Here is a 26,835-nt window from a genome sequence, read left to right as displayed (position 1 = left end):
TTCGCACGTGCCGCCAGCTGCCTCTCCAGCTCCTGGTTTCGGGCACGTTCCTGCGCCACCAGCTTCAGGTCGGTCTGGTGGATCGACAGCTGCTTCTCAAGTTCCTGGCTGCGGGCACGCTCCTGCACCAAGTCGGCTTCGGCTCTTTCGGCCAGTTCCTTGGCATTCGCATTCGACCTTGGCCTGCCTTCCTGAGCCGCGGCTCGAGCTTGTCTTTCCGCAATACCGGGCGTCGCCAGGGAATCTCGACCTCCTAGCGGGTGTCCCAATACGATCTCAGCCACGCCTCGAAGTGGTTCCCGTCGAACTCCGAACCATGGCAACAGTGAACGAATTATCTGTGGTTTCTCGCCCATGATCGTTAGCCATTTGGCTCATTACCAAATTTAGCACAATGCATGCGGTTCGTCGAAACTATCAGGACATCCGCGGCACCACGCGCCTCACGGCCCGGAACGATCGAGTATGTCAGGACAAGCGCACAAGTCCCGCAGTGATTTGCGAGTACGCGCGCTAATCCCGCCGCAGCATGAACACCGCCTGCTCGCCGAACAGGTTGGCGAGCAGGGGCGGCATGTGGATGCGGCGGCTGTTACGATTCAGGACCACGGCGCGCTCGACCCGCACGCCCATGTCGCGGCACAGCGCGCGGAAGTCGTCGATGCTGCAGAGATGGATGTTGGGCGTGTCGTACCACTTGAAGGGCAGCGACGGCGTCTCGGGCATGCGGCCGCCGAACACCAGGCGCAGACGCACCTGCCAGTGCGCGAAGTTGGGGAACGACACGATCGCCCGCTTGCCGACGCGCAGCATCTGCTGCAGCACCACGCGCGGCTCGCGCGTCGCCTGCAGCGTTTGGCTCAGGATCACGTAGTCGAAGGCATCGTCGGGATAGTCGCGCAGGTCGGTGTCGGCGTCGCCCTGGATCACCGAGAGGCCGTTGACCACGCAGGCATTCACACCCGTCTGGCTCAGCTCCATGCCGCGCGCGTCGACGCGCTTGAAGCTCACCAGATAGGCGAGCAACGAACCGTCGCCGCAGCCGACGTCGAGTGCCCGGGTCGCCGGCTCGACCATGTCGGCGATGAGCTGCAGGTCGACGCGGATCGCAGCGGCGGTCATGACACCTCTCCCAGACCGCGCACGAGTGCGGCGCCTTTCAGGAAGCCCTCCAGGGTGCGAAACATCTCGGGCTCATCGAGGAGGAAGGCATCGTGACCCTTGTCGCTCTCGATCTCGACGAACGACACATTGGCCGCGGCCGCGTTCAGAGCGCGCACGATCTCGCGGCTTTCGCGCGTCGGGAACAGCCAGTCCGAGGTGAAGGACATCAGGCAGAAGCGTGTCGGCGTGCCGGCAAAGGCCTTGGCGAGCACCCCGCCATGGGCGGCCGCCAGATCGAAATAGTCCATGGCGCGCGTGATGTAGAGGTAGGAATTGGCGTCGAAGCGATCGACGAAGGTCGAGCCCTGGTGCCGGAGATAGCTTTCGACCTGGAAGTCGGCGTCGAAACCGAAGCCCAGTGCGTCGCGATCCTGCAGCGAGCGGCCGAATTTGCGCTGCAAGGCCAGCTCGGAAAGATAGGTGATGTGCGCCGTCATGCGCGCTACCGCGAGGCCGCGGGCGGGCACGGTATTGTGCAGGCGATAGTCGCCGCCCTTCCACTCCGGATCGGCCATGATCGCCTGGCGGCCGACCTCGTGGAAGGCGATGTTCTGCGCCGAATGACGCGCGGCACAGGCGATCGGCACGGCGGTGAAGACGCGCCTCGGGTAACTGGCCGCCCATTCGAGAACCTGCATGCCGCCCATCGAGCCGCCAATGACGCAGAACAGGTCCGGGATGCCGAGATGGTCGAGAAGCTCGGCCTGGGCGCGCACCATGTCACCGACAGTGACGACGGGGAAGCGCAGGTTCCAGGGCTGGCCGGTCACACCGTCACGCGCCATCGGTCCCGTGCTGCCCATGCAGCCGCCCAGCACGTTGGCGCAGATGATGAAGTAGCAAGCCGGATCGAGCACCTTGCCTGGCCCGACCAGCGACTCCCACCAGCCGGGCTTCCCGGTCACCGGATGACATTCGACCGCGAACTGGTCGCCCGTCAGGGCATGGCAGAGCAGGATCGCGTTCGATTTATCGGCGTTCAGCCTGCCATAGGTCTGGTACGCCAGACGATAGGGGCCAAGCTCAACGCCGCAATCGAGCCGCAGCGGGCGCCGGCGGCCCAGCACCGCCTGGTGACATCGGGCGAGAGCCTTTCGTTCGGCGTCGGTCAGGTCGTCCAGCTCGACAGGCACATTCCGCTCCCCGCGCCGGATCTGCAACCGGCGCAACAAAAACCCCCGACCGGAAGGGCGGGGGCTTTTTCGGGCGCTCCGACCTTTTAGCGAGGATTAACGTGGCCGCAAGCCGGTCGGCTCAAATTCCACGGATGCTTTTATACGGACCACGCCGGTGCCGTGCAAGCCTTGCGATGTTGTTTGCCTTTACGCAGCCGGGGCGAACGTAGTATCCGCGCTGCTCCCAGTTCTTCTTGGCTCCATGGACGCACCCAGTCTCGAACCCCTGCGACAGGAAATCGACACCATCGATGGCGAGTTGCACGGGCTCATTCGCCGCCGGGCGTCCCTCGTGGGTCAGATCGCCGCCGCCAAAACGGGCGGCGGACTCGCCATGCGACCCGGCCGCGAAGCCCGGATCCTGCGCAAGCGGCTGGCCATGCATGACGGTGCCTTTCCGGTCGCCGCCGTCTATCGCATGTGGCGCGAGATGATCAGTGCCTTCGCGCTGATGCAGACCAAGAACCTCAGGATCGCGGTCTGCCGCCCGGCCGATCAGCCCGGCTACTGGGATGTCGCGCGCGATCATTTCGGCTGCCAGATCCCGATGGTGGCCTACGAATCGCCCGCCCAGGTGCTGGCCGAGGTAAGGACAAACCCCGCCACCGTAGGTGTCGTTCCGGCGCCGATCGAGGCCGATACGGCTGCCTGGTGGCCGCTGCTCGCCAGTGGCGAGGCAACGTTGCCCAACGTGGTAGCTCGCCTGCCATTCCTGGCCATGCCCAATGCGCGCGCGCGCGACATCTCGGCCCTGATGCTGGCGCGCATCGAGCCCGAGGAAAGCGGCGACGATCGCGCCCTCGTGGTTCTGCAAGCCCCGTCGGGCATCAGCCGCAACCGGATCGCAGGCGCCCTGGGCAAGGCCGGCTTGCCTGCATTCACATCGGCACTGGACCAGCTTGCCGGCGGCGTGCATCACTATTTGCTCGAGTTGCCAGGCGTGATCGCCGATGGCGACCAACGATTACATGGCCTCGAGAAGGCGTTGGAGCTCGACCGCGGCAGTGTTGCCGCGATCGGTGCCTATGCGGTGCCGGCGAGCGCCCGGCCCTGATCGTTTCGAAACGGGAGACCTGCCATGAGCGCGCTCACACCGCGGCCCGGCATCATGAAGATCGCGCCCTACGTTCCGGGCAAGGACTCGGTGGACGGCAAGGAACCGATCGCCAAGCTTTCGTCCAATGAGAGCGCGCTTGGACCTTCGCCCAAGGCGATGGCGGCCTATGCCAGGGTGGCGGCCGAGCTGCACCGCTATCCCGATGGCGGTGCAGAGAAGCTGCGCGCGGCGATCGGCCGGCGCTATGGCCTCGACCCGACGCGCATCATCTGCGGCTGCGGCTCCGACGAGCTGCTCAATCTCCTGATCCGCGCCTACTGCGGACCGGGTGACGAGCTGGTCTACAGCCAGTACGGCTTCCTGATGTATCCCATCAATGCACTCGGCGCGGGCGCCACACCGATCGCGGCGCCGGAGAAGGACTATCGCTGCGACGTCGATGCGATGCTCGCCAAGGTGACGGACAAGACGCGCATCGTGGAGATCGCCAATCCGAACAACCCGACCGGCAGCTACCTCACCAAGGACGAGGTGCGGAAGCTGCATGCGGGCCTGCCAAAGAACGTTTTGCTGATCATCGATGCGGCCTATGCCGAGTATGTCAGCCGCAACGACTACGAATCGGGAATCGATCTGGTCGACAAGGCCGACAACATCGTCATGACCCGCACCTTCTCCAAGATCTATGCGCTGGGCGCGCTGCGGGTCGGCTGGATGTACGGCCCGCCAGCCGTCGTCGACACGATCAGCCGCCTGCGTCAGCCGTTCAATGTCAATGCAGCGGCGCAGGCCGCCGGCGTCGCGGCGCTGGAGGACATCGCCCACACTGATGCCAGCCGCACCAACAACGACATCTGGCTGCCGTGGTTCAGCGCCGAGTGCACCAAGCTTGGCCTCAAGCCGCTGCCCAGCGCGGCCAATTTCATCTCTGTCGGCTTCGGCTCGAAGGAACGAGCTGCCTTGGCCAACGACTGGCTGATGAACGATGGGCTGATCCCGCGCATGATCGCGGGCTACGGCCTGCCCGAATTCCTGCGCATCACTATCGGCACCGAGAAGGAAATGAAGCTGGTGCAGGAAAGCCTCGCCCGTTTCGTCGCCCGATACAAATGACTACACCCATGTTCGACAAGATCGCGCTGATCGGCATTGGCCTGATCGGCGGGTCGATCGCGCTCGCCGCCCGCCGCGCCGGGCTGGCCAAGCAGATCGTGGCCGCGACCCGCAGCACGGAAACGGCGGCCACGGCCAACCGGCTGAAGCTCGTCGATCGTTGCGGCACCGACCTCGCCGCGGCCTGCGAAGGCGCGAACATGGTCTTTGTCTGTACGCCTGTCGGCGCGTGCGGTGCCGTGGCCAAAGCGATCGCGCCGGCGCTCAAGAAAGGCTGCATCATCTCGGACGTCGGCTCGGTGAAGCAGGCGGTGATCGAGGCAATGAGCCCGCACCTTCCGGCCGGCGTGCATTTCGTGCCGACCCATCCCGTCGCAGGCACCGAGAATTCCGGTCCCGAGGCGGGCTTTGCCGAACTGTTCGACGGTCGCTGGACGATCCTGACACCGCTGCCGGAGTGCGATGCCGGGGCGGTTGATCGGGTCGAAAGCTTCTGGAAAGCCCTGGGCAGCCAGGTCGACCGTCTGGATCCCGCTGATCACGACCGCATCCTCGCCATCACCTCGCATCTGCCCCACCTCATCGCCTATACGATCGTCGGCACGGCGGACGATCTCGGTGGCCACCTCAACGCCGAGGTGCTGCGCTTCGCGGCTGGCGGATTTCGCGACTTCACGCGCATCGCCGCCTCCGATCCGACGATGTGGCGTGACATCTTCTTGAACAACCGCGAGGCCGTGCTCGAGGTCCTCGCCCGCTTTCAGGAGGACCTCTTCTACCTGCAGCGCGCCATCCGCTGGGGCGAGGGAGAGAAGCTGTTCGACCTCTTCAACCGCACCCGGGAAATCCGGCGCGCACTGATCCACCTCAATCAGGCGTGAACAAGAAGCGGCCTCGCTGGGTCTTCGGCTACGGCTCGCTGATGTGGAACCCCGGCTTTGCCGCGCCCGAGACGCTTCGCGCACGCCTGCATGGCTGGCACCGCGCCTTCTGCATCTACTCCGAGCACTATCGCGGCACGCCCGAAACGCCCGGTCTCATCCTCGGGCTGCTGCCCGGTGGAAGCTGTCGCGGCATCGCCCATCGCCTGCCGGCGCAGCAATATGACGACGTCCGGCGCTATCTCCGGGTCCGCGAAATCGAGAATGACGGCGTCTACGAGGAGGATATCAGGCCGGTTCACCTTGCCGACGGCCGAACCGTCGCCGCGCTCGTTTATCTTGCCGATCGCAAGCACCGGCAATTTGCCGGAAAGCTGGCAATGGCAAAGGCACTCCGCGTCATCCGCCAGGGCCGCGGCGCGACCGGCAGCAATCTGGACTATCTGCGCCATACGCAAGCGCACCTCGTCGCGCTCGGCCTGCGCGACCGCGCCCTCGAAGAACTGGTGGGTCGTGCCTCGAGGCAGCGGCGCTAGCGGTCGATGCTGTCCTTGAAGATCGCATCGACGATGAAGCGCCACTCGTCGCGCGCCTGTTCGGCAGTGAGGCCGAGCCGTTCGCGCAGCACGATCCAGCTTTCGGGCGCCAGCACCATGGCAAGCGCGTTGAGCGTGTGCTCGCGCTTGTCGTCCGGCAGTGCCGTCAATTCCTGCCCGAACGACCTCGCGATCTGCTCGCGATTGTCCGAGTAGACCTCTGTCGTCCTTTGGGCGGCATCCTTGGAGCGGCGGCACAGCGTCTCGACGAACGTCCACATGGGTCGCAGCGATTCGTAGCGCCCGGCGCGGCTGCTGACGACCGTGGAGATGCGCTCGTCGAGCGGCTTGCGGGCTTCCGGCTCCGACGTGGCCGCCTTCCAGCCGCCCAGCGCGCGACCAAGCACGGCAACATAAAGTTCGGCCGTGTCGGCAAAGTGCTGGAAGACGGTGCGCGCGGATACGCCGGCGAGCTTGGCGATGTCGCGCACGATGGGCGCGACCTCGCCTTCCATGGCGAGCGTCAACGTTGATGAGACGATCGCCTCGCGTGTGCGGGCGACACGATCGCCCCGGCCAGCAGGTTGAACCTGAAGTGGCTGAATCGAGGGTTCCAGTTCCATACTCTGCATCCCCTGTGAGTGGCCCCTCGTTGACCGCGATCACGTCGCCGCGAGGGGCACCATTTTCGATTGCCGACCGATCGACTTCACAATCGATAAAACAATTGTGGTCCATCGCCAATACCAAGGCAACGAATGCGCTATCATTTTGTGCGACGTAAGCATTTCGTAAGCCAAGGGCCAAGCATGAAAGATTCGGGCTTTTCCGCCGCCTCCCTGGCGGCGCAGGCCATGGGATGGATCGACCCCGTCACCAAGGCCGTCGTGCCGCCGATCCATATGGCGAGCACCTATCAGCGCGATGAGGACAACGGCTACCGCTCGGGCCGCGTCTACGCGCGCGCGGACAATCCCACGTTCGATCAGGTCGAGGCCACGCTCGCTGCCCTGGAAGGCGGGCCCAAGGCGCTGGTCTTCTCCTCGGGCATGAGCGCTGCCAGCGCCTGCTTCCTTGCGCTTTCGCCGGGCGATCACGTGGTCGTGCCCAAGGTGATGTACTGGGCATTGCGCAACTGGCTTGCTGGCTTCGCCACCCATTGGGGCCTCAAGGTCGACTTCGTCGATGCCGGGCGGACCGACGCCATCGCCGCCGCGGTCAGGCCGCGAGCAACCAAGCTCGTTTGGCTGGAAACGCCAGCCAATCCCACATGGGGCGTCACCGACATCACCGCAGCTGCCGAGGTCGCCCACAGGGCCGGCGCCCTGCTGGCCGTCGATTCGACCGTGGCGACGCCGGTGCTGACCCGCCCGATCGAGCTTGGCGCGGACATCGTCATGCATTCGGCGACCAAATACCTCAACGGCCATTCCGACATCATCGCCGGTGCCCTGATCGCAGCAAGTGACGATGCGTATTGGGCCAAGATCTGTGCAATCCGTGCCCAGCTCGGCACGATCCTCGGTCAAACGGAGGCCTGGTTGCTGATGCGAGGCATCCGAACCCTCTTTCCGCGTATGCAATGGGCCTGCCGGTCGGCGCAGGCTTTGGCCGAACGCTTCTCGGCCCATCCGATGGTGACGGCGGTACTCTACCCTGGCTTGCCCTCGTTTGCCGGCCACGCGGTCGCGGCGCGGCAAATGAAAGGCGGCTTTGGCGGCATGCTGTCGGTGAGGGTGAAAGGCGGCGAACGCGCTGCCGTCGCTACCGCGGCCCGCGTCGGGCTTTGGAAGCGCGCGACGTCGCTCGGCGGCGTCGAAAGCCTGATTGAGCACCGTGCGAGCATCGAAGGGCCGGGAACGCCTTGTCCGCCCGACCTGCTGCGCCTCTCGGTCGGCGTCGAAGACGGCGGCGATCTCTATGACGATCTCGACCAGGCGCTGCGCCGAGCGCACAATGCCTAGAGGTAGATTGCGCAGCCACGGGCTTCGAGTTGGGTGAACCATTCGGGCGGTTTCAGTGTGGTCACCCAGCGAAGGTCGAGCTTTTCGAGCCGTGGCAGCGTAACAAGCCCTTCGGGGAGGCGCGTGACAGGGTTTCCCCTGAGGTCGATCTGGCGCAATTCACGCAAGGAAACGATGGCGGCCGGCAAGGTGCCCAGCCGGTTATTGCGCAAGTGCAGCTCACGCAGCCGTATCAGGCGCGAGATGGACGCCGGGAGCGCCGTCAGGCGGTTGTCGGTAACCCGGAGCTCGATCAGGCCTACCATGCCTGTCACGGCGTCAGGCAGGGCCTCGAATGCGTTCTCGCTGATGTTGAGATAGCGGAGGCGCTTTAGACCCATCAGCGACGGCGGCAGCGCCGCCAGCTCGTTGTCGTGCAAGTACAGGAAGTCGCTCAGCCCTTCGATTGCGCCCAGACTGTCCGGCAGCCGGCGAAGCTTGTTGTGGCCAAGGTCGAGCATCCGCAGATTCTTCAATTCGCCGATGCGTTCGGACACTTCCGTCAGGTCATTGTCGGCCAGGACAAGCGTCCGCAGGCCGGTTTGCTCCCAAACCTGATCGGGAACGACGCCCAGCCTCTGATTCCATAGCGAAAGACGCGGCCCGGAAAAGCTGGTCATGGTGCAAGGTTCAAGGAAAATCCCTCACGCAGGGGGTCGTCTGGATCGAGACGAAAGCGGCTCTCGCCGATGAAATGGGCCCGACCGCCGACCTCCACGGTGACGGCCTTGCGCGAGCCCACGACCTCGGCCTCGCGCAGCGCGCGGCCGGTGAAGACGGCACCCGTGCAGCTCTCGAACCGACGCTGTTCCCCGATCCTGGCCTGCCCGCGTGCAAGCTGCAGCGCCATCCGTGCGCTCACGCCGCTGCCGGTCGGGCTGCGATCGATCTGCCGGCCGGCAAAGACACAGACATTGCGGCTGGGCTTGTCCGAGCCGTCGCCGCCGTCGGTCAGGATGGTACCATAGAGAAAGGCGAGATCGGGCTCGTCGGGATGCTCGATCGGTATGGCCGGTGCGGCTGCGCGCGCGATCTCTTCGCCCGCATCGGCGATGGTCCGCATCGGCGAGCGGCGCAGATCGAGCCCGATCGAAGCGGCCTCCAGGACGGCATAGAACGCGCCGCCATAGGCGATATCGACCGTCACGGGGCCCCATGTCGCGGTCGGCGCGATGCGATCGAGCGCATAGGCGAAGGACGGCACGCTCTCGAACCGCACGAAGCCGTCCGATGCGACGTGCGCCACCACGAGGCCGCAGGGACATTGCAGCCGAACGATCGTCCCGTCCGGCTGCCGCTTCACACGGCCGCTTTCAACTGCCCAGCGAGCCAGTGCGATCGTGGCGTGGCCGCACATCGTGCTGTAGCCCTCGTTGTGCATGAAGAGTACGGCGAGATCGGCCTCGCGATGATCCGGCTCGACCAGAAGGGCACCGTACATGCCGTCGTGGCCGCGCGGCTCGAGCATCAGACCACGCCGCAGATGATCGAACTTCTCTCGCGCTTCGCGCCGTTTGCCGAGAATGGTGGGCGCCTCGAACGCCGGCCAACCGTCGACAATGATGCGGGTCGGCTCGCCGCCCGTATGCATCTCGATGGTCGACAGGATCATCCGGCCGTCCCGAAAAGCCGGGGCAAGGCCGCGCCGATTCGCTCGTTCATCATCTCGATCGAGCCGTCGGTGTAAGCGGCGACCTTGGCACAGGCGAGGTGGCGGGCCAGCGGATAGTCGGCAAGCAGACCGTTTGCGCCCATGGCCTGGATGCAATCGGCGATGCGGGTCAAGGCCATGTCCGTCGCGAACTTCTTGGCGTAGGCCGCCGGCAGCACGGCGTCGCCGCCCTCGTCGATCAGCCGCGCCGCACGATACACAAGCAATCGTGCCGCCTCGAGGTCGGTAGCGGCATCGGCCAGCTTCCAGCGCACGCCCTGGTGGTCGAGCACGGGCTGGCCGAAGGTCTTGCGCTGCTGCGTGTAGCGCACGGCCGTCTCGAGGCTTGCCTGCAGCATGCCGCAGCACATGGCGGCGACGTAGGCGCGCGCGCCGTTGATGCCGGCAAGCGCCGATTTGAAGGCCTGCCCGGGTGGCTGCAGTACCGCCTCGTCGGGCGCAAGGTAGTCGACCAGCCGGAAACCGCCGACGCCAATGGCGTGGCCGCCATGCAGGGCGAACGGCGGCTCGCGCTGAAAGCCCGACCGTTCCGCCTCGATCGCGAAACAGGCGATACCGCGATAACCCTGCGCCCTGTCGGTCTGCGCATAGCCAACCGAGAGACCGGCAACAGCGGCATTGGTGATCCAGGCCTTGGCACCGTTCAGCTTCCAGCCGCCCTCGACGCGCTCGGCCTTCATCTCGAGCGCGCCGAAATCGCTGCCCACGCCCGGTTCGCTCAGCCCGGCACAGCCGATCAGGTCGCCCGCGATCATGCGCGGCAGGAGACGCGCCACTTGCCCCGGCTGCCCGTCGCGCGCGAAGCGGGCGCACGCATTGTGGTGATTGATGAGCGCGAAGGCGAAGGCGAAGTCGGCCTTGGCGATCTCCTCGAAGGCGCGCAGCTTGCAGGAGAAAGAGAGGCCCTGCCCGCCATGCGCCTTGTCCAGCTCGATCGTATTGAGCCCGACCGCACAAGCAGCCTTGATCGTCTCAAGCGGATAGTGCCGGTCCCATTCCCACTGCGCAGCGTCGGGCGCCACATGCTGCTCGGCAAAGTCGTGGGCCCGCGCGACGACAGCGCGTTCTTCCGATGTGAGAATTTCGTCCAGCATGGCGGTTGAGATACACGATTGGACCTCGGGCGCAACCACGGGCTAGAATATCGTTCGCGCGGGTGTAGCTCAGGGGTAGAGCGTCGGCTTCCCAAGCCGTAGGTCGCGGGTTCAAATCCCGTCGCCCGCTCCAGTTTTTCGGGCCTCACCGGACAGGACGCGTCAGCATGGACTCGGTCGTTTCGATGCCGGCGGCAACCGCCGGCGACTTCGCGGCCGACGCTGCTGCGTTCTCCGCCTATTGGCGCGAGCAGGGCGCGCGGCTGGCGCGGCTGCCCGCCAAGTCGCGACGGAACGCGATCGAATCCGAAGCCGCCGAGGCAATCAAGCAGGCGGCACGCGAGGCCCGCTTTGCCTTCCTGCGCATCCACGCCCGCACCCTGTACGACAGGCTGACCGATGGCCGGCGCAAGTTCGTGCGGTTGGAGGAGCTCGTCTATGAAGCGGCCGGTCTGGTTTCCGGCCTCGTGCCCACCCGCGCCGAGGTCGCGGCCGACGCCGAGCTGCGGCAAAGCGAGAAGGACGGCTGCGAGATCGACCAGGGCATTCTCTGCAATCAGTTCCTGGCCGATCCCGACTGTGGCCGCCATCTCTGCCATGCGATGTTGCTGCCGCGTGCCGAATCCGCCGACGCGCTCGCCAAGTTCGAGCGCGACGGCCGGCTCGATCTCGGCACGGCGAAAGTGCAGCGGCAGGGCAAGGCCGCTGTGCTGCTGTTTTCCAACCGGCGTTTCCTCAATGCGGAGGACAACGATACCCAGATTGCAACCGAGATCGGCGCCGACGTCTGCATCCTCGATCGGCAGAGCCAGATGGCGGTGCTGCGGGGCGACGTGGTACCGGGGGGCAAGTACGCTGGCCGGCGCGTTTTCAATGCCGGCATCAATCTCACCCACATCTACTACGGGAAGATTCCCTTTTTGTGGTTCCTGATCCGCGACCTGGGGTTCGTGAACAAGATGTTTCGCGGGCTTGCCAAGCCGGATGTAACGCCCGACGAGGTGTCGGGCGATTCGATCGAGAAGCTCTGGATCGCCGCCGTCGATACGTTCGCCATCGGGGGCGGCTGCCAGATTTTGCTGGCCACCGATTTCAACATCGCCGCGAAGGACGCCTACATGACCCTGCCGGCGCGCAAGGAAGGCATCATTCCGGCGATGGCCAACCTGCGCATGTCCCGCTTCGTCGGAGATCGCGTCACCCGCCAGGCGATCATGTACGAGCGCCGCATCGAGTGCGATTCCGAGGTCGGCCGCATGATCTGCGACGAGGTCGTGGCGCCCGACGAGGTCGATGCGGCCATCGCGCGCGTGATCGATCGCCTTTCGACGTCAGGCGTGGTGGGAGCGATCGGCAATCGCCGGGCGATGCGGCTCGCGGCCGAGCCGTTCGATCTCTTCCGGCAATATGCGGCGATCTATGCCCGCGAGCAGGCCCGGTGTCATTTCAGCCCGGCGCTGATCGCCAACCTCGAGCAGTTCTGGAACGCACAGAGCCGCAAGGCCTGAGGCTGCGGGCCCGGCTTCAATGCTCTCGCGGCGCGTGCTTGCCGAGGATGCGCTGCAAGGTCCGGCGATGCATGTTGAGACGGCGCGCCGTCTCCGAGACATTGCGGTCGCATTGCTCGAACACACGCTGGATATGCTCCCAGCGCACACGATCGGCGGACATCGGGTTGCTGGGCGGTGGCGGCAGCTTGCGGCCGTGCGTGGTCAATGCCTGCTCGATCGCATCGGCGTCGGCGGGCTTGGCGAGATAGTCGATGGCGCCTTCCTTGACGGCGGCGACCGCGGTCGCAATGTTGCCGTAGCCGGTCAGCACGACGATGCGGATGTCGGGCCGGGCCTGACGCAGCGGGCCCACCAGTTCGAGCCCGTTTCCATCGCCCAGCCGCAGGTCCAGCACCGCGAAGGCCGGTGGCCGGGCCGTCTGCGCCAGCGCCTCGGCCACCGAACCAACCGCGGTCACGATGAAGCCGCGCAATTCGAGCGCGCGGGCGATGCGATTGCGGAAAGCCGCGTCGTCGTCGGCGATCAGCAGCGTACGGTCCTTGCTGTTCGTCACGCCGGCAATAACGGGCGAGACGGAGCGGTTGGCGCTTGTGTCCTGGCTCATCTCGATCCTCCGATCTGGGCGCTATGTAGCCTTGAAGACCGGATTTGGCCAGCGCACGACGACGGTAGCGCCATCCTTTCCGTCGCCGCGATTGCCGAAACTCACCGATGCGCCGGTCCGCTCCAGCAAGGTCTTGGCGATGAAGACCCCGAGGCCCATATGGCCTTCCACGCCCTGGCGGGTCGAAATGAAGGGCGTGCCGAGCTCGTCGAGCAGCGCCTCCGAAAAGCCCGGGCCGTCGTCCGCCACTTCGACTTCTGACCATTCGGTGGTCCAGCGCGTCGCGATATGGACCTCGACTCGTGCAAAGGACACCGCGTTCTGCACGATGTTGCCGATGCCCTGCATGATCTCGGGACTTCGCACCTGGACAGGCGCGGTCTTCGGAGCGCCGTCACCGATCGGGCCTGCTTCGAAGGCGGTGGCGATACCATCGCGCCGGCAGTGCTGGGCGGCCGCCTCGATCAGCGCCGGCAACGGCACCAGCGTGTAGGCATCCGAGACATCGCCGGCCGGATCGACGGACAGGCGGGCCAGGATCGAGCGGCAGCGGTCGGACTCGGTCGCCAGCAATTCGACGTCCTCGCGCAAAGGATCGTCCGGCTCGACCTCGCGCAGCATCTCCTTGGCCACAACGGTGATAGTCGAGAGCGGCGTACCGAGCTCGTGCGCCGCCGCGGCCGCAAGCGCCCCCAGGGCCGACAGACGCTGCTCGTGCGCCAAGGCCGCCTGCGCCGCCGCCAACGCGTCGCTCATCTGCCGGGCCTCCTCGGCCAACCGCCAGCCGTACAGCGTGATCAAAAGAGTCGTCAGCGTGAGGCCCGCCCAGAATCCGGCCTGGTAGATCTCCGGCAGGTCCGGCGCCACGCCGAGCCATGGCAGCGGCTGATGAAGCAGCGCCAGGACGGCGATGCTGACGATGGTGAGCAGCGACAGCGCGATGTTGCTGGCGAGCGACAGGATGGTGGCGCCGATCGCGACCGGCGCCAGCAGCAGCAGCGCAAACGGATTGGTAAGCCCGCCGGTGAGATAGAGCAGGACGGCCAATTGCACGATGTCGAAGGCGAGGAAGATCGTGGCTTCGCGGTCGTCGATACGCACCGAGGCCGGCCGCCCCAGGCTCACTGCGAGATTGAGCAGCGCCGACAGCGCGATCGCCCCGCCGACCGGCAGCAGCGGCAAGGTAAAGCCCAGGCCCCAATGAACGACCGCGGCGGTGAAAAGCTGTCCGGCCACGGCTGCCCAGCGGATCAGCACCAGGGCGCGCAGTCGGACGCCGCCGCGGGGCGGCAGGGTCGGGCTGGCAGCGGCGAGCGGCGCTCTCTCGGCAGGCGACGATGCAGTGCCGACCGGCGCCGCCATAGCGCTACTCCTCGATCATCAGGTGCCTGCGGTGCACCGTGATGAAAAGCGGGATCTTGCGCTGCCTGCTGCGGTCTGGCGGCTCCTTCACCAGCCGCCCAATTTCGCCCAGGATCAAGCCGGTGATGGTCGGTAGCGGCAGCTCGCGGGCTTCGTCGAGCCTTACCCAGCGTATGTCACCCATCTCGCTCGAATGGCGGATCTCGCCAGTCGCCTCCTCGGCGCGCGCCATGAAGAAGCGCGCATTGAAGCGCCGCGGCCGGCCAGGCGGCGTCACGGCGCGTGCGATCAGATCGAGGCAATCGAGTGCCGGGCCCATGCCCTTGTCGAGGAAGCCGCGCCAATGCGCGCCGTAATCCTTGCCCGGTGCGCCGCCCTTGAGCGGCTTGGCCAGCATCAGGCCGGTCTCCTCGAAGGTCTCCCGCACCGCTGCCACACCCAGGGCCTGCGCACGTCGCGCGGACGCCGCCTTCAGCAGGCGCGCCTTGACGTGGCGATCGAGCGGGGTGGCAATCGGGACGTGCGCGTCGGCAAGGTCGACGCGTCCGCCGGGGAACACATAGCGGTTGGGCATGAAGGCGTGCTTGGCATCGCGGCAGCCCATCAAGACTTCAGGCGTTTTGCCCTTCATGCGCACCAGGATCAAAGTCGCCGCATCACGCGGCCGCATGTACGGATATTTCTGGTCGAACTTTTCAACCGGGCGCTCGCCGCCGGGCTTGAGGGCCGGACCCATATGGTGGACATAACCCTTGTCGGTGCCGCGCATCACCGCGTCGGCAGGTATCGTTCGTTTGCTCATGGATCGGAAGATAGAGCGATCCGAGATCTTTCGCCTCCCCCGTGTTGGGAAAAGGAAGACCTCTAGAACGACCATTCCACCGGCGTGTCGGGCCGGAAGACCACGATGCTCTGATTGCCGCCAGGCACATCGATGCGCTGGGGCGCGGCAAGCGGCTTGGCCCGCAGGATGATCCGCTCCTCGTTGATCGGCAGACCGTAGAACCGTGGACCGTTCAGGGAGGCGAAGGCCTCGAGCTTGTCGAGGGCGTTCTCCTCCATGAAGACCTGGGCATAGACCTGCATCGCCACCGGCGCATTGAACACGCCGGCACAGCCGCAGGCACACTCCTTGCTGTCCGCCGTATGGGGAGCGGTATCGGTGCCTAGAAAGAATGCCGGATTGCCCGACGTCGCGGCGCGCCGCAGGGCGAGACGATGCTTCTCGCGCTTGGCGATAGGCAAGCAGTAGAAGTGTGGGCGGATGCCGCCCTTGAAGATCGCATTGCGATTGTAGCTGAGATGGTGCGGCGTGATGGTGCCGCCGAGCCGGCCCGGATGCGCCTCGACGAACCCGATGCCTTCACGGGTCGTGATGTGCTCCAGCACAACCTTGAGACCCTGGTGATGCCGAAGCAGCGGCATCAGCACTTTATCGAGGAACACCGCCTCACGGTCGAAGATGTCGACCTCGGGATCGGTCACCTCGCCATGGACGAGGAGCGGCATGCCCGCCTTCTCCATGGCCTCGAGCGCCTTGGCGATCTGCGCCATCGAGGTCACACCGTGCGCCGAGTTGGTCGTGGCGTGCGCGGGATAGAGCTTCGCCGCCACCCATACACCCTCACTCTTGCCACGGACGAGCTCCACCGGATCGGCATCGTCCGTCAGATAACAGGTCATCAACGGATCGAATTTGAGGCTGGCCGGAACCGCTCTGCGAATGCGATCGCGATAGGCGCTCGCCTCGGCCGCCTTCGTCACCGGCGGCACCAGGTTCGGCATGATGATCCCGCGCGCGAACTGCCGCGCAGTATGGACGGCGCAGGCCGCCAGCATCGGACCGTCGCGCAGGTGCACGTGCCAGTCATCGGGTCGGCGGATCGAGAGTATCGTGGGCGGAGACATCGGCGCTTTCTACGCTTGCTCCGCGACGGGCTCCAATGTTGATTGCGGGCATGTCCAACCTCAGAGAGGCCATCGCCTTCGCCCAAGCGGCCGAATCCAGATGGCCGCACAGCATGCACATGCCCGACGGGCAATTCGTGATGACCTACGATTCCGGCGAGACGCCGCCGGACAGCGAGGTCCTCGGGCCCGTCACGCCGCGCGGGCGCGCATCGGGTCTCGTCTATCGGGGCGGCAAGCTGCTGGCCGAATGGGGCGATGCGACTCGCGTCGACATGACCTTCAGCGTCGCGAAGAGCTTCCTGTCGCTGCTGGCGGGCGTCGCGCTGGGCGACGGGTTGATCAGGAGCCTCGACGACAGGGTCGCGGACTACGCGCTCGATGACGGTTTCGCTGGAGAGCAGAACAAGGACATCACTTGGCGGCGCCTGCTGACACAGACCAGCGAATGGCAAGGCACGCTGTTCGGCAAGGAGGACCGCATCGACCATAACCGCGTGGTTGGGCTCGCCGTGGCCGGGGCGCCCAAGGGCACGCGGCGACCGCTCAGGAAGCCCGGCAGCTTCTACGAGTACAACGACGTGCGCGTGAATCGCCTCAGCCTGTCGCTTCTGCAGCTCTTCAAGGAGCCGCTGCCATCCGTCCTGAAGCGGCGGATCATGGATCCGATCGGTGCCTCGTCGGGCTGGCGGTGGGACGGCTACCGGAACTCGACCGTCGCCATCGACGGCAAGCCGATGGTCTCCGTGCCGGGCGGCGGTCACTGGGGCGGCGGCATCGTGATCTCCGCGCACGACCTCGCTCTCATGGGCCTGCTGGTGGCGCAGGGCGGGATGTGGAATGGCATGCAGCTCCTGCCCAACGGCTGGACGGCGGAGCTGGTGAAACCCTGCCCCGTTGCGCCGTTCTACGGCCTGATGTGGTGGCTCAATGCCGATCGCCGGCAGTTCGCTGCCGCCTCGCAGAGGAGCTACTACGCGCTGGGCTGGGGCAGTCATATCGTCTGGATCGACCCGGATCATGAGCTCGTGACGGTGCTGCGCTGGATCGACCGCAAGCAGGCGCCGGGCTTCGTCGAACGCCTGCTGGCTGCGATCACGTCATGAGCCTCGACTACTCCGCCGTGCCGCGCCTGCCGGACGGCCGCACGGCGCTCGAACATATCGAAGCGGTCGCCGCTCTTTCGCGGGCCGTCCGCGTGCCCATGGGCAACGGCGGCACCATGATGTGGCGTGTGTGGGGCGTCGATTCGGGCAAGCCGATCCTGCTGTTGTTTCACGGCGGCTCCGGGTCCTGGGTCCACTGGATCCGGAACGTCGTGCCGCTCTCACAGCACTACACGGTCTACGCGCCTGACATGCCGGGGCTGGGCGACAGCGATCCGCCCGACGACGTGCGCGACATCTGGTCGGTCACGAAGTGCGTCAGGACCGCGGTCGACGTCGTCCTGCCCAAAACGCATTCTTTTTTTCTGACAGGCTTTTCCTTCGGCGGCATGGTGTCGGGCCACTTGTCGACCCTGATGCCTGAGCGCATCAAGCGCATCGTCCTGGTCGGCGCCGGCGGACTGAAGGCCAGGCGCAAGCCGGGGCCGAAACTGCACAAGCTGCTGCCCGAGATGCCGGCTGAGACGCTGGTCAACGAAGCGCGGCGCAATCTCGAAATCCTGATGTTGCACGATCCCAGGAACGTCGACGGCGTCGCGATCCACATGCAGATCATGAACACCACGCGCGCGAGGACGCGCAGCCGCGACATGGGAATCGCCGGTGCTCTCAGCAACGTGCTCCCTCAGGTGCACACGCCGCTCACCGGCATCTGGGGCGAATTCGACTCGACCACCTATCCCTACATCCAGGAACGCATCGATCTCTTCCGCGCCCTGCAGCCGGATTTCCAGATGAACGTCGTTCCCGGCGCCGGCCACTGGGTTGCCTACGAGGCGGCCGACGCGTTCAATGCCAAGCTGATCGAAGTTCTCAGCCGCTAGCTCGGAGCCAGAGATGAAAACCGAAGTCACCGAGATCGCTGACAAGATCTATCGCCTTTCGACCTTCGTGCCCGCGGTCGGTCCGACCGGCTTCACTTTCAACCAGTTCCTGATCGATGCCGACGAGCCACTGTTGTTCCACTATGGCCAGCGCTCGTTGTTCCCGCTGGTTTCCGAAGCCGTGAAGAGCGTGATCCCGTTGGCCAGGCTGCGCTGGACGACCTGCAGCCATGTCGAGGCCGACGAGAGCGGCGCCCTCAACCAGTGGCTGGCTGCGGCACCCAACGCCACGCCCGCCCATGGACGGGTCGGCTGCAATATCTGGCTGACCGACATGGCCGACCGCAGGCCGCGCGCGCTGAAGAACGACGAGACCGTCGACCTCGGCGGCAAGACGGTGCGCTGGCTCGACACACCGCACGTGCCGCACAACTGGGACGCAGGTCTGATCTACGAGGAAACGACGGGCACGCTCTTCAGCAGCGACCTCTTCACCCAGTTCGGCGCGTGCCCGGCAACGACAGCGTCGGATATCGTGGAGCCGGCCATCGCGACCGGGAAGGCCGTCCCGTTCATGCCGGCGACGCCCCAGGCGGCACCGACCTTGCGCCGGCTGGCCGCGCTTGCGCCCAGGACCATCGCGCTGATGCACGGTCCGGCCTTCGAGGGCGACGGGGCTGCGGCTCTGAACGCGTTGGCGGACTATTACGCCACCAAGACAAGCTAACGCGTCGCCGACGATCCGTCCGGTCCTGACTTCAGCCCGAGGGACGCGAGATAACTCCAACGGATCGTCGCCTTCGCCAGAGACATGCCATCGAAATACTGGGCGATGGCACGGTCGATGACCGGGGCCGACGGTCTGTCGCGGCGCTTGCCATCGGCGAAGGCGACGATCTCGTTCCATCCTTCGGGCCGCGGGATCGAGACCACCGTGGAAGGCGAGTCGAGGTTCTTGTAGGTCCAGAACGCCCAGCCGATGTCGTGCGCCTCGTGCAGCTTGCGGAAACCTTCGTTCCACCGGTCGGTGAGCTCGCCAGTCTCCCCGAGGAACAGCGGCACATCATAGCGGTTGGAGAAGTTCAGGTGGCGCTGGATCGAGTCGCGCTTCGTGCTGGCCCAGAACGAATGATAGGTATAGACGAGGTTGGCCGCGAAAGGCGGCCCGAACATGTCGAAGCTCGAGCTCCACTGGCCGCCGGCGAGGAAAACTATGCGGCCGGGATCCACCGCGCGTACGGCGGCGGTCAGCCGTTTGTAGAACGGCTCGAGCCGTGGATTGAGCGTCGCCGTGTCATGATAGGGCGCGACCGGCTCGTTCAGAAGATCGTAGCCCAGGATGGTCGGATCGCCGGCATAGCGGGCGGCGATCGCCCGCCAGAGCTTCACCGTAAGGTCGCGATCGCGCGGCACGTAGAACATCAGCGGATAGCCCGGCCCGTCGTCATGGTTGATGCCGGTCTGGCCACCGGGTGCCGCATGCAGGTCGAATATGACGTAGAGGCCGGCCTTCCTCGCCCAGCCCAGCACGCGGTCGATCAGCTGCCAGCCTTCGCCCGTGACGACGCCCTCTTCGGTCATGAACAGGTTCCAGTGCAGCGGAATGCGCACCAAATTGAAGCCGACCGACTTGATGAGGCGGATGTCGTCCTCGACGACATAGGTCCTGCGGAAGCTGTGCCAGAAGCCGGCGGCGCGCTCGGGCCCCAGCAGCCGGTCGAAGGCGTCGTAGATCTGGTGCGGCGCCTTCGCGACTTCGAACTTGAACATATAGCCTTCGGGCATCAGCCAATTGCCGAGATTGATGCCCTTGAGGTGCAGGGTGCCGCCGTCCGGCGCGATGAAATTCTTGCCTTCGATGCGGACGAGCTTGCCTTGCGCCAGTGCAGGCCCGCACAACCAGATCAGGACGACGGCGACCGCCGACACGAGGCGCATGACGTCACTCTACCAGCAGAATAAGGTCGGGCCGCATGATTCTTGCCGCTCTGCTGCTGCCGGTCGCGATCGCCGTCCTGCTGATCATTGTTCAACGCTTCCGGGTTCCCGTCTTTCTCGCCTTGATGGCCGTGGTGGTGGGGTACGGCATTGCGGCCGACATGACCATCCAGTCGATCGGCAGGGCGTTCGGCCTCGGCTTCACCGCGGCACTGGAACAGGCCGGCCTTCTGGTCGTGGCCGGGAGCCTCGTGCAATCGCTTCTGATCAAGCAACCGTTGCCCGGTCCGGCCGCCGCCGTAGCCGCCGTGCTGGCCGGGCTCGGTGGTTCGGCCAGCGGAAGCCTGGCGCTGCTTCAGCCCGCCGGCAGCAGCGCACCGCGGCGGGCGCTCGGCCTCGCCCTCACCCTGCTTGCCGTGCACGCGCTGGTCCCCCCTGCTCCGCTCGCCGTCGCCGCGAATTCGGTCCTTGGGGCGGCAGGCTCGAGCGGCCTTTGGATCGCTTTGCCGACGGCGGCCCTGACAGCTCTCGTCGGCTGGTTCTTCGCGATCTCGTGCATGAGGCGCGACGCCGAACACGGCCACCTTTCCACCACGTGGCTCGCCGTCGCCGTGCCCCTCGCCCTGCTGATCGTGCAGGCGATCGCCCAGATGCCGACCGAGCCCTTGGGCAAAGGCGGCGGGCGCGAGTTCTATACCGGCATCAGCCATCCCCTGTTCCTGCTGGTGCTGGCTCTCGCCCTGGCTTTGCTGCTGTCCGGGCGCTGGCAGCCGTCCAACCTTGCCGATACGAGCTGGGCGCCATTGCTGCTGACGGTTGGCGCCGCCGGCGGCTTCGCCCGCGTGCTCGACGAGACCGGCATGGCGGAGCTTCTGGCCGAAGACGTGCTCGATCCAAGGCTTGGTCTGGTGGTCCCTTTCCTCGCGGCCGCCATCGTCAAGACCATGCAGGGCAACTCCCTCTCGGCCGTGCTGACGGCAGCAGGCATGGTCGAGCCGATGTTGCCCGCCCTCGGGCTGGACAGCGTTGCCGGCCGGGCGCTTTCCGCCGCTGCAGTCGGTGCAGGTTCGATCGCCATTTGCCATGTCAACGATCCGTTCTTCTGGATCGCCGCCCACATGGCGAAGCTTTCGCCGGCGCAGGCGCTCGGGACGATCTCGCTCGGCAGTCTGGTGATTGCCGTCACCGCCCTGTTCGTGCTTGCGGCGTTGCGCTTCGTCCTTTGATCACGGGCGAGGTGGCGCGTGGCGGCGCCGAAACGGGCCCGGCCGTCATGCGACATTCTTCTCCCTTTTCACTTTTCCGCGGGATGGCGATCCCGATAGCGTGAAGCCCAATGGAATCGACGCAGAAAACAGCGCGGCCGCGATCGGCGGCGCGCGACTTGCTGGCATCGCCGGACTTTCTGCGATTGTGGCTGGTGGGCGCTTTCGCCAACGCCATGCGCTGGCTGGAGCTTCTGGCGTCGGGCCTGTTCGCCTACGAAACCACCGGCTCGGCGTTGGCCGTCACCGCGGTCGTCGCCGCGCGCCAACTGCCTCAACTCGTTTTCGGCGCCTTCGCGGGCGCAGTCTCCGAGGCGGTCAACCGAAAGCTGATCGTGATGCTGTCGCTGATCGCGCCGGCCTGCGTGTCGGCGGTGCTGGCCTGGCTGGCCACCACCGGCCATCTCGTGCTCTGGCAGGTGGCGCTCGGCAATCTGGTGTCCGGCAGCATGTGGGCCACGGAAATGTCGACGCGGCGGCGCATGGTCGGCGAGGTCGCGGGATCCCATCGCATCGTGCCGGCGATAGCACTGGATTCCACGACCTCGGCTGCGACGCGCATGATCGGTCCGCTGCTGGGGGGCGCGGCATTCCAATGGCTGCACATGGGCGGTACCTACACGATGACCGCGCTCGTGCAGGTACTGGGCGCGCTGGCCATGGCAGGCCTTGCCCATACGCAAACCACGCGCCGTTTCGCGTTCGGCCGCATCCTGGTCGACATCGCCGAAGGTGTCGCCTTCGCGCGAACCAAGTCGGTGATCCTGCTGGTGTTCGCCATCACGATCGTCACCAACGCTTTCGCCTTTGCCTATTCTGCGCTGGTGGCGCCGCTCGGCCTCGGCGAGTTCGGTGTCTCTCCGAGCCTGGTCGGGCTGCTGGCGGCAGGCGAGCCTATCGGCGCCCTGATCGGTGGAGCGCTGATCGCCGCCGGCTTTCTGCGCATGGACCGGCGGCTCGCCTTCGCCGGCGGGGCGGCCTTCTTCATGTGCGCTCTGATCGTGATGGCGCTCTCGCCCTCCTATTGGCTCGCCCTCGCCGTGATGGTCGCCGGCGGTTTCGGTACGGCCGGGTTCGGCAACATGCAGTCGACCCTGATCCTTACCGAGGCGCCCGCCGAAATGCGCTCCCGTCTGATGGGTATCGTCACGGTCTGCATCGGCACCGGTCCGATCGGCATCCTCGCGATCGGCCTCCTCGCCGGTCAGTTCGGGCCGCGTCATGCCATCGTCATCATGGCAAGCCTCGGGCTCGCTGCGACGATTGCACTGTCCGCGGCCCTGCGCCGTCGCCGCCCGTGACCGGCGCTAGAGCTTCTGCCGCGGCACGTAGGCGACCGATGCTGCGTAGAGCGCGGCGAGGCGGCCGAGGTCCACCTGCTCGACCAGCGTGACCATGGGCGTTCCGACGCGTCCCGACGGGTCGACGACAGTCATGCCGCGGGTGAGGCCCGGCGCCAGGGCGACCTTGACGGAAGCACGCAGTGACCGCGTCACGATGGCGGGTTCAGCGGCAACGGCCGCGGCAAGAGGGTCGATGAAGAAGAAGGAATCGCCCTTGCCGTTGCGCAAATGCCTGTTGCGATCGTGCTGCACGAGGGCGTGCACGAAGGTCCTGTATTCGCTGTCGCCGAGGGGTGCGAACATCCGGTCGATCTCGACGCCGCTCAGTCCGTGCGCCAGGCACGCCTCCCATGGCACGACCTTGGTGTCGACCGCGAGGCCAAAGACGACCGCGGCCGCTTCGGGATCGCAGAAGACGTTGAACTCGGCCGCCGGTGTGACGTTGCCGCGGCCGTAGACCGTGCCACCCATGATGGTGAGCCGCCCGATGCCGCGGACGGCGGCCGGCGCGCGCTGCAGCGCCAGCGCGAGGTTGGTAAGCGGGCCGATCGTCAGCAGATCGATACGATCGCCTGTCGCCGCGGCCTCCTCGAGGGTGGACGCGAGGAAGCCGACCGCGTCCGAGCCGGCGATCTCGGCGGTCCGCGCTGGGCGCGGCGCGCCGCCCAGCCCGTCATCACCATGGACGTGGCGGGCGTCAATCCGTGCCTCCGCGAGCGGCTGCGCTGCCCCGGCGTGAACCGGGATCGACGCACCGGCGACGGCAAGGGTGGCCAGCACATTGCGTGTGGCGAGGTCCAAGTCCACGTTGCCATACGCCGTGGTGACAGCGTGCGGCATGCGGCCGGCGGCGATCAGCAACAGGAGCGCCTGGGCGTCGTCGACGCCGCCATCGGTATCAACGATCAGCCTGTTGACTGCCATTTGCGCTTTCCGTCCGCCCCGGCTGCCGTCGGTTTTGGCGCTTGGCCGGACTTCCCGTGGGATGAGTGCCGGTCAGCAACGCTAGTCCAGGACGATGCGCGGAAAGTAATAGGAGACGACCCAGTTCGGCACGTCGACGATCGAGCTGATGCGCAGGTCGGCGCAGACGCTGCAGAGCATGTAGGCATCGATCGGCGCGTAGCCGTGGCGCTGGCTCAGAAGTTCGACCATTTGCGACACCGCCATGCGCGCACCGGCCATCAGATCGGGGCCGATGCCGGTTGTCACCTCGTAGCCCTTCTTGTCGAAGTGATCGGTGACGGGCCCGCGCGTCACGTAGCGCGGCGAGCGCAGATTGGCGCCCTTCACGAGATCGATCCTGAGCGCCACGTCGATCGGGCTTTCGATCGCCGTGCCGCAGACTTCGCCATCGCCCTGTGCGGCGTGCGTGTCGCCGACCGAGAACAAGGCGCCTTCCACCTCGATGGGCAGATAGAGTTCGGCGCCCTCGGAAATGTCGCGCACGTCCATGTTGCCGCCGACATTGCGCGGCGGAATGATGCTGTGCAAACCGGGCGCCGCCGGGGCGACTCCGATGGTGCCCGTCATGGGCCGGAGCGGAACGCGGCCTCCAGGCCCGTACATCGCCGGCGCAAGGCCGGGATCGTAGCTCCAGTGATGCAGCCTCGCCTCGGGGAATTGGTCGGCAAGCAGGCCGAAGCCCGGGATGTTGCCGGTCCAGCCCCAGCCGGACGGCTTGAAGGAGAGGATCGTGATCTTCAGTGCATCGCCCGGCTTGGCACCGTCGATGAAGATCGGCCCGGTGACGGGATTGACGAAGGCGAGATCGAGTTTGGCCAGGTCCGCCGCCGTCGATTTCTGCGAAAGCTGTCCGGAGGAGGCGTCCTTGGTCTCGAACTGGACGGTTTCTCCGGGAGCGATCGTGAGGCACGGCGGGAAGGCATTGTTCCAGCCGTGATGGATGTGATCGCGATGGATCGTATGGTTCGTGTGATCCGGCATCGCGTCCTCCGCTAGACCGCCACCGTGAGAGCACCGTCGATCACGAGGTTGGTGCCGGAGATCCGGCTCGCCATAGGGCTGGAGATGAAGACGACACCGCTGGCCACCTCCTGGGCGGTACCGAACTTGCCGGTCGGATTGACCTTGAGGGTCGAGGCAAAGAGGTCGGGAAGGTTCTTCTCGATGTTCTGCCAGATGCCGCCCTCGAAATAGGTATTGCCCGGCGAGACGCAGTTGACGCGGATGCCCTTGCCCACGAGCTGCCGGCTCAATCCCTTGGCATAGTGGATCAGCGCCGCCTTCATGGCGCCGTAGGAGCCGGCGGCGAAATCCACCTCGAAGCCCGAGACGCTGGAGATCAGCACGATCGAGGCGCTCCTGGACTTCTCGAGGAACGGCACGGCAGCCGCGACCGCGTTGACGGTGTGCATCATGTCCGTCTTGAAGGATTTTTCCCACGTCTCGGGGGAATCGCCGACCGCGAGCGCGCTCACGTTGCAAACGAGCGCATCGACCCCGCCGAGCTCGCCCGCGGCATCCGCGATCCAGGCCTTGAGAGCGGGCCCGTCGGCGACGTCGAGGGCACGCCCGAAAGCCTTGACGCCCTTGCTCTTGAGCGCCGCGACGGCCGCCGCCACCTCCTGCGCATTGCGCGCGCAGAGGGCGACGTCCGCTCCTTCGGCCGCAAAGCCGTCGACGATCGCGCGACCGATGCCCTTGCTGCCGCCGGTGACGACAGCCTTCTTGCCCTTCAATCCAAGGTCCATGGCCGTTCCCCCTATGAGATCGAGGGCGACAGCGTGCCATGACCGCATCGGGGCGGCCAGCGTCCCACATCGGCCGCAAGTAACAACGGCGGCATTGCTGCCGCCGTCGAGATCCTCGCGAGCTTCAGGTGGCCTCAGGCCACCTCGACCGTGAGGTTCGCCAGCTCCTCGGCGATCTGGACGGCATTCCAGGCCGCGCCCTTCAGGAGCTGGTCGCCTGCCACGAACAACGCAAGGCCGTTCGGGTTGGTCAGATCGCGGCGAATCCGCCCGACATGAACGTCGAGATCGCCGCTGGCCTCCAGCGGCATCGGGAAGTGGTTGGCCTTGGGATCGTCGACGATCTTGATGCCGGGCGAGCGGTGCAGGATCGCACGCGCTTCGTCGGGCGACATCGGCGCTTCGAGCTCGAGCGCCACGGCCTCCGAATGCGCGCGCAGCACCGGCACGCGGATGCAGGTCGGCAGGATCGGGAGATCGGGCGCATGGAACATCTTGCGCATCTCCTCGATCACCTTGTTCTCCTCCTCGTTGTAGCCGTTCTCGGCCACCTTGGTGTTGTGCGAAAAGAGATTGAAGGCGATCTGATGGGGGAACACTTTGTGGGTGATCCCGTGCCCCCCGGCGTATTGATGCACCTGCTCCTCGAGCTCGCGCATGGCCGCCGCGCCCGCGCCCGACGCGGACTGGTAGGTCGCGACCACGATCTTGCGGATGCCGACCGCCTGATGGAGCGGCCATACCGCCGTGGCGAGAATCGCCGCCGTGCAGTTCGGGTTGGCGATCACGCCGTTGTGCCGCTTGAGGTCGCGCGCATTCACCTCGGGCACGACCAGCGGCGTGTTCGGATCCATGCGGAAGGCCGACGAATTGTCGATCACGACCGCGCCCGCCGCCTTGGCGGCCGGCACGAACTGCCGGCTGCGCGTGGCGCCCGCCGAAAAGAAGGCGATATCGATTCCCTTGAAGGCGTCGCGCTCCAGAAGCTCGACCTTCACGGGTTTGCCCCTGAAGTCCAAGGTTTTGCCGACCGAGCGCTCGGAAGCGAGAAGCTTCAGCTTACCGACCGGAAAGTTCCGGCGTTCGAGCACGCGGAGGATCTCGACTCCGACGGCTCCGGTAGCACCCACGACGGCAATATTCTTGGCCTGCATGTCCCTTTTCCTGGCGTTGACGCCCGCCGTGTGTCCCAGGCGGGCCTTCCTGTCAAGGGAAGCCCAAGACAGACTGCTCAGGCCCTGCTTCCGTTGATCGCGCGCCAGACCTTTTCCGGGGTGAGCGGCATGTCGATGCGGGTGACGCCGACTTCCGAAAGTGCGTCGATCACGGCGTTCATGACCGAGGGCAACGCGCCCGCGCAGCCGGCCTCGCCGCAGCCCTTCACGCCGAGCCGATTGGTCCTGCAGGGCACGGGATGGCTCTGCACCGCGAAGACGGGCACATCCGAGGCGCGTGGCAGGGCATAGTCCATGTAGGAGCCGGTGAGCGGCTGTCCCTGCGCGTCA

Annotated in this window: 27 protein-coding genes, 1 tRNA gene, 1 pseudogene and 1 riboswitch; of the genes and pseudogenes, 12 read left to right on the top strand and 17 right to left on the bottom strand. The window is 66.1% G+C overall.

Annotated features, from left to right (window positions below; genetic code table 11):
- The 3 genes from VH499_RS17960 to metX all read right to left on the bottom strand — a co-directional run.
- The coding region (locus VH499_RS17960) for a hypothetical protein (protein ID WP_332054117.1) at positions 1-284 on the bottom strand (284 nt) is incomplete at its 3' end.
- A gap of 229 nt (positions 285-513) precedes the next feature.
- A complete protein-coding gene (metW, locus tag VH499_RS17955; RefSeq protein ID WP_332054116.1) occupies positions 514-1,122 on the bottom strand; it encodes a methionine biosynthesis protein MetW in 609 nt (202 codons plus the stop codon).
- Entirely contained in the window at positions 1,119-2,285 is a 1,167-nt protein-coding gene (metX, locus tag VH499_RS17950; RefSeq protein WP_414709807.1) for a homoserine O-acetyltransferase MetX, read from the bottom strand. The genes metW and metX overlap by 4 nt, the downstream gene beginning before the upstream one ends.
- Positions 2,286-2,363: 78 nt before the next feature.
- Positions 2,364-2,439: riboswitch (SAM riboswitch) on the bottom strand.
- Between the two features lie 102 nt (positions 2,440-2,541).
- Between metX and VH499_RS17945 the strand changes: the two genes are divergently transcribed.
- The 4 genes from VH499_RS17945 to VH499_RS17930 are packed head-to-tail and all read left to right on the top strand — an operon-like array spanning position 2,542 to position 5,926.
- Positions 2,542-3,393 (top strand): chorismate mutase, encoded by an 852-nt coding sequence (locus tag VH499_RS17945; protein WP_332054115.1) that lies wholly within the window; start codon positions 2,542-2,544, stop codon positions 3,391-3,393.
- 24 nt (positions 3,394-3,417) lie between these two features.
- A complete protein-coding gene (gene hisC, locus VH499_RS17940; protein ID WP_332054114.1) occupies positions 3,418-4,509 on the top strand; it encodes a histidinol-phosphate transaminase in 1,092 nt (363 codons plus the stop codon).
- Positions 4,506-5,390, top strand: coding sequence for a prephenate/arogenate dehydrogenase family protein (locus VH499_RS17935; RefSeq protein ID WP_332054113.1), 885 nt, complete (start codon positions 4,506-4,508; stop codon positions 5,388-5,390). Before hisC ends, VH499_RS17935 begins: the two co-directional genes overlap by 4 nt.
- Positions 5,387-5,926: a gamma-glutamylcyclotransferase gene (locus VH499_RS17930; protein WP_332054112.1), complete on the top strand. Its 540-nt coding sequence runs from the start codon at positions 5,387-5,389 to the stop codon at positions 5,924-5,926. The genes VH499_RS17935 and VH499_RS17930 overlap by 4 nt, the downstream gene beginning before the upstream one ends.
- On the opposite strand, the gene VH499_RS17925 is transcribed toward VH499_RS17930, so the two are convergent.
- Complete coding sequence (locus tag VH499_RS17925) at positions 5,923-6,549, bottom strand: TetR/AcrR family transcriptional regulator (RefSeq protein WP_332054111.1); 627 nt, start codon at positions 6,547-6,549, stop codon at positions 5,923-5,925. The genes VH499_RS17930 and VH499_RS17925 overlap by 4 nt on opposite strands.
- A 186-nt stretch (positions 6,550-6,735) precedes the next feature.
- Here VH499_RS17925 and VH499_RS17920 point away from each other — a divergent pair, with 186 nt between their 5' ends.
- Entirely contained in the window at positions 6,736-7,890 is a 1,155-nt protein-coding gene (locus VH499_RS17920; protein ID WP_332054110.1) for an aminotransferase class I/II-fold pyridoxal phosphate-dependent enzyme, read from the top strand.
- Here VH499_RS17920 and VH499_RS17915 read toward each other — a convergent pair.
- From VH499_RS17915 to VH499_RS17905, 3 genes are read right to left on the bottom strand one after another with little or no spacing between them, the layout of a single operon-like run.
- A complete protein-coding gene (locus tag VH499_RS17915; protein WP_332054109.1) occupies positions 7,887-8,549 on the bottom strand; it encodes a leucine-rich repeat domain-containing protein in 663 nt (220 codons plus the stop codon). The genes VH499_RS17920 and VH499_RS17915 overlap by 4 nt on opposite strands.
- A complete protein-coding gene (locus tag VH499_RS17910) occupies positions 8,546-9,541 on the bottom strand; it encodes a proline racemase family protein (protein WP_332054108.1) in 996 nt (331 codons plus the stop codon). The genes VH499_RS17915 and VH499_RS17910 overlap by 4 nt, the downstream gene beginning before the upstream one ends.
- Positions 9,538-10,695, bottom strand: a complete 1,158-nt coding sequence (locus VH499_RS17905) for an acyl-CoA dehydrogenase family protein (RefSeq protein WP_332054107.1) — start codon at positions 10,693-10,695, stop codon at positions 9,538-9,540. Before VH499_RS17905 ends, VH499_RS17910 begins: the two co-directional genes overlap by 4 nt.
- Positions 10,696-10,753: 58 nt before the next feature.
- On the opposite strand from VH499_RS17905, the gene VH499_RS17900 reads away from it, so the two are divergent.
- Positions 10,754-10,828: transfer RNA gene (locus tag VH499_RS17900), tRNA-Gly, on the top strand.
- Between the two features lie 34 nt (positions 10,829-10,862).
- Positions 10,863-12,203, top strand: a complete 1,341-nt coding sequence (locus VH499_RS17895) for an enoyl-CoA hydratase/isomerase family protein (protein ID WP_332054106.1) — start codon at positions 10,863-10,865, stop codon at positions 12,201-12,203.
- Positions 12,204-12,219: 16 nt separating this feature from the next.
- On the opposite strand, the gene VH499_RS17890 is transcribed toward VH499_RS17895, so the two are convergent.
- From VH499_RS17890 to pyrC, 4 genes are all read right to left on the bottom strand, one after another.
- Complete coding sequence (locus tag VH499_RS17890) at positions 12,220-12,810, bottom strand: ActR/PrrA/RegA family redox response regulator transcription factor (RefSeq protein ID WP_332054105.1); 591 nt, start codon at positions 12,808-12,810, stop codon at positions 12,220-12,222.
- A 21-nt stretch (positions 12,811-12,831) separates the two neighbouring features.
- Positions 12,832-14,172, bottom strand: coding sequence for an ActS/PrrB/RegB family redox-sensitive histidine kinase (locus VH499_RS17885; RefSeq protein WP_332054104.1), 1,341 nt, complete (start codon positions 14,170-14,172; stop codon positions 12,832-12,834).
- A gap of 4 nt (positions 14,173-14,176) precedes the next feature.
- Positions 14,177-14,974, bottom strand: coding sequence for an NUDIX hydrolase (locus VH499_RS17880; RefSeq protein ID WP_332054103.1), 798 nt, complete (start codon positions 14,972-14,974; stop codon positions 14,177-14,179).
- Between the two features lie 62 nt (positions 14,975-15,036).
- Positions 15,037-16,080, bottom strand: coding sequence for a dihydroorotase (gene pyrC / locus VH499_RS17875; RefSeq protein ID WP_332054102.1), 1,044 nt, complete (start codon positions 16,078-16,080; stop codon positions 15,037-15,039).
- Between the two features lie 50 nt (positions 16,081-16,130).
- Here pyrC and VH499_RS17870 point away from each other — a divergent pair, with 50 nt between their 5' ends.
- The 3 genes from VH499_RS17870 to VH499_RS17860 are packed head-to-tail and all read left to right on the top strand — an operon-like array spanning position 16,131 to position 18,797.
- Positions 16,131-17,186: a serine hydrolase domain-containing protein gene (locus VH499_RS17870; RefSeq protein WP_332054101.1), complete on the top strand. Its 1,056-nt coding sequence runs from the start codon at positions 16,131-16,133 to the stop codon at positions 17,184-17,186.
- A complete protein-coding gene (locus tag VH499_RS17865; RefSeq protein WP_332054100.1) occupies positions 17,183-18,070 on the top strand; it encodes an alpha/beta hydrolase in 888 nt (295 codons plus the stop codon). Before VH499_RS17870 ends, VH499_RS17865 begins: the two co-directional genes overlap by 4 nt.
- Before the next feature lie 13 nt (positions 18,071-18,083).
- A complete protein-coding gene (locus tag VH499_RS17860; protein WP_332054099.1) occupies positions 18,084-18,797 on the top strand; it encodes an MBL fold metallo-hydrolase in 714 nt (237 codons plus the stop codon).
- On the opposite strand, the gene VH499_RS17855 is transcribed toward VH499_RS17860, so the two are convergent.
- Complete coding sequence (locus VH499_RS17855) at positions 18,794-20,008, bottom strand: glycoside hydrolase family 5 protein (protein ID WP_332054098.1); 1,215 nt, start codon at positions 20,006-20,008, stop codon at positions 18,794-18,796. The two genes, VH499_RS17860 and VH499_RS17855, sit on opposite strands and share 4 nt — an antisense overlap.
- A gap of 35 nt (positions 20,009-20,043) precedes the next feature.
- Between VH499_RS17855 and VH499_RS17850 the strand changes: the two genes are divergently transcribed.
- On the top strand, positions 20,044-21,234 hold the full coding sequence (locus VH499_RS17850; RefSeq protein WP_332054097.1) for a hypothetical protein: 1,191 nt from the start codon (positions 20,044-20,046) through the stop codon (positions 21,232-21,234).
- Between the two features lie 110 nt (positions 21,235-21,344).
- The gene (locus VH499_RS17845; RefSeq protein WP_332054096.1) at positions 21,345-22,574 is read left to right on the top strand and encodes an MFS transporter; all 1,230 of its coding nucleotides are present in this window, start codon (positions 21,345-21,347) and stop codon (positions 22,572-22,574) included.
- A gap of 6 nt (positions 22,575-22,580) precedes the next feature.
- Here the strand turns inward: VH499_RS17845 and VH499_RS17840 are convergent, their stop codons facing one another.
- From VH499_RS17840 to VH499_RS17820, 5 genes and pseudogenes are all read right to left on the bottom strand, one after another.
- Positions 22,581-23,540 carry a nucleoside hydrolase gene (locus VH499_RS17840; protein WP_332054095.1) on the bottom strand — a complete coding sequence of 320 codons (960 nt, stop codon included), beginning with the start codon at positions 23,538-23,540 and terminating at the stop codon, positions 22,581-22,583.
- 81 nt (positions 23,541-23,621) lie between these two features.
- Entirely contained in the window at positions 23,622-24,563 is a 942-nt protein-coding gene (locus tag VH499_RS17835; protein WP_332054094.1) for an acetamidase/formamidase family protein, read from the bottom strand.
- 11 nt (positions 24,564-24,574) lie between these two features.
- On the bottom strand, positions 24,575-25,330 hold the full coding sequence (locus VH499_RS17830; protein ID WP_332054093.1) for an SDR family oxidoreductase: 756 nt from the start codon (positions 25,328-25,330) through the stop codon (positions 24,575-24,577).
- Between the two features lie 134 nt (positions 25,331-25,464).
- A complete protein-coding gene (locus VH499_RS17825; protein ID WP_332054092.1) occupies positions 25,465-26,484 on the bottom strand; it encodes an aspartate-semialdehyde dehydrogenase in 1,020 nt (339 codons plus the stop codon).
- Positions 26,485-26,561: 77 nt separating this feature from the next.
- Positions 26,562-26,835, bottom strand: a pseudogene (locus VH499_RS17820) (xanthine dehydrogenase family protein molybdopterin-binding subunit); the annotation flags it as partial.

It is taken from the genome of Reyranella sp. (assembly GCF_036558665.1).
Lineage (GTDB): Bacteria > Pseudomonadota > Alphaproteobacteria > Reyranellales > Reyranellaceae > Reyranella.
Note: the sequence above shows the minus strand (reverse complement) of the source record. Positions and strands in the feature narration are given on the sequence as shown.

Bases quoted from the DNA above. Each gene is read 5' to 3' on its own strand.
- metW (WP_332054116.1), bottom strand. From the start codon at position 1,122: ATGACCGCCGCTGCGATCCGCGTCGACCTGCAGCTCATCGCCGACATG.
- VH499_RS17945 (WP_332054115.1), top strand. From the start codon at position 2,542: ATGGACGCACCCAGTCTCGAACCCCTGCGACAGGAAATCGACACCATC.
- hisC (WP_332054114.1), top strand. From the start codon at position 3,418: ATGAGCGCGCTCACACCGCGGCCCGGCATCATGAAGATCGCGCCCTAC.
- VH499_RS17935 (WP_332054113.1), top strand. From the start codon at position 4,506: ATGACTACACCCATGTTCGACAAGATCGCGCTGATCGGCATTGGCCTG.
- VH499_RS17925 (WP_332054111.1), bottom strand. From the start codon at position 6,549: ATGGAACTGGAACCCTCGATTCAGCCACTTCAGGTTCAACCTGCTGGC.
- VH499_RS17920 (WP_332054110.1), top strand. From the start codon at position 6,736: ATGAAAGATTCGGGCTTTTCCGCCGCCTCCCTGGCGGCGCAGGCCATG.
- VH499_RS17915 (WP_332054109.1), bottom strand. From the start codon at position 8,549: ATGACCAGCTTTTCCGGGCCGCGTCTTTCGCTATGGAATCAGAGGCTG.
- VH499_RS17910 (WP_332054108.1), bottom strand. From the start codon at position 9,541: ATGATCCTGTCGACCATCGAGATGCATACGGGCGGCGAGCCGACCCGC.
- VH499_RS17905 (WP_332054107.1), bottom strand. From the start codon at position 10,695: ATGCTGGACGAAATTCTCACATCGGAAGAACGCGCTGTCGTCGCGCGG.
- VH499_RS17895 (WP_332054106.1), top strand. From the start codon at position 10,863: ATGGACTCGGTCGTTTCGATGCCGGCGGCAACCGCCGGCGACTTCGCG.
- VH499_RS17890 (WP_332054105.1), bottom strand. From the start codon at position 12,810: ATGAGCCAGGACACAAGCGCCAACCGCTCCGTCTCGCCCGTTATTGCC.
- VH499_RS17885 (WP_332054104.1), bottom strand. From the start codon at position 14,172: ATGGCGGCGCCGGTCGGCACTGCATCGTCGCCTGCCGAGAGAGCGCCG.
- VH499_RS17880 (WP_332054103.1), bottom strand. From the start codon at position 14,974: ATGAGCAAACGAACGATACCTGCCGACGCGGTGATGCGCGGCACCGAC.
- pyrC (WP_332054102.1), bottom strand. From the start codon at position 16,080: ATGTCTCCGCCCACGATACTCTCGATCCGCCGACCCGATGACTGGCAC.
- VH499_RS17870 (WP_332054101.1), top strand. From the start codon at position 16,131: ATGTCCAACCTCAGAGAGGCCATCGCCTTCGCCCAAGCGGCCGAATCC.
- VH499_RS17865 (WP_332054100.1), top strand. From the start codon at position 17,183: ATGAGCCTCGACTACTCCGCCGTGCCGCGCCTGCCGGACGGCCGCACG.
- VH499_RS17860 (WP_332054099.1), top strand. From the start codon at position 18,084: ATGAAAACCGAAGTCACCGAGATCGCTGACAAGATCTATCGCCTTTCG.
- VH499_RS17855 (WP_332054098.1), bottom strand. From the start codon at position 20,008: ATGCGCCTCGTGTCGGCGGTCGCCGTCGTCCTGATCTGGTTGTGCGGG.
- VH499_RS17850 (WP_332054097.1), top strand. From the start codon at position 20,044: ATGATTCTTGCCGCTCTGCTGCTGCCGGTCGCGATCGCCGTCCTGCTG.
- VH499_RS17845 (WP_332054096.1), top strand. From the start codon at position 21,345: ATGGAATCGACGCAGAAAACAGCGCGGCCGCGATCGGCGGCGCGCGAC.
- VH499_RS17840 (WP_332054095.1), bottom strand. From the start codon at position 23,540: ATGGCAGTCAACAGGCTGATCGTTGATACCGATGGCGGCGTCGACGAC.
- VH499_RS17835 (WP_332054094.1), bottom strand. From the start codon at position 24,563: ATGCCGGATCACACGAACCATACGATCCATCGCGATCACATCCATCAC.
- VH499_RS17830 (WP_332054093.1), bottom strand. From the start codon at position 25,330: ATGGACCTTGGATTGAAGGGCAAGAAGGCTGTCGTCACCGGCGGCAGC.
- VH499_RS17825 (WP_332054092.1), bottom strand. From the start codon at position 26,484: ATGCAGGCCAAGAATATTGCCGTCGTGGGTGCTACCGGAGCCGTCGGA.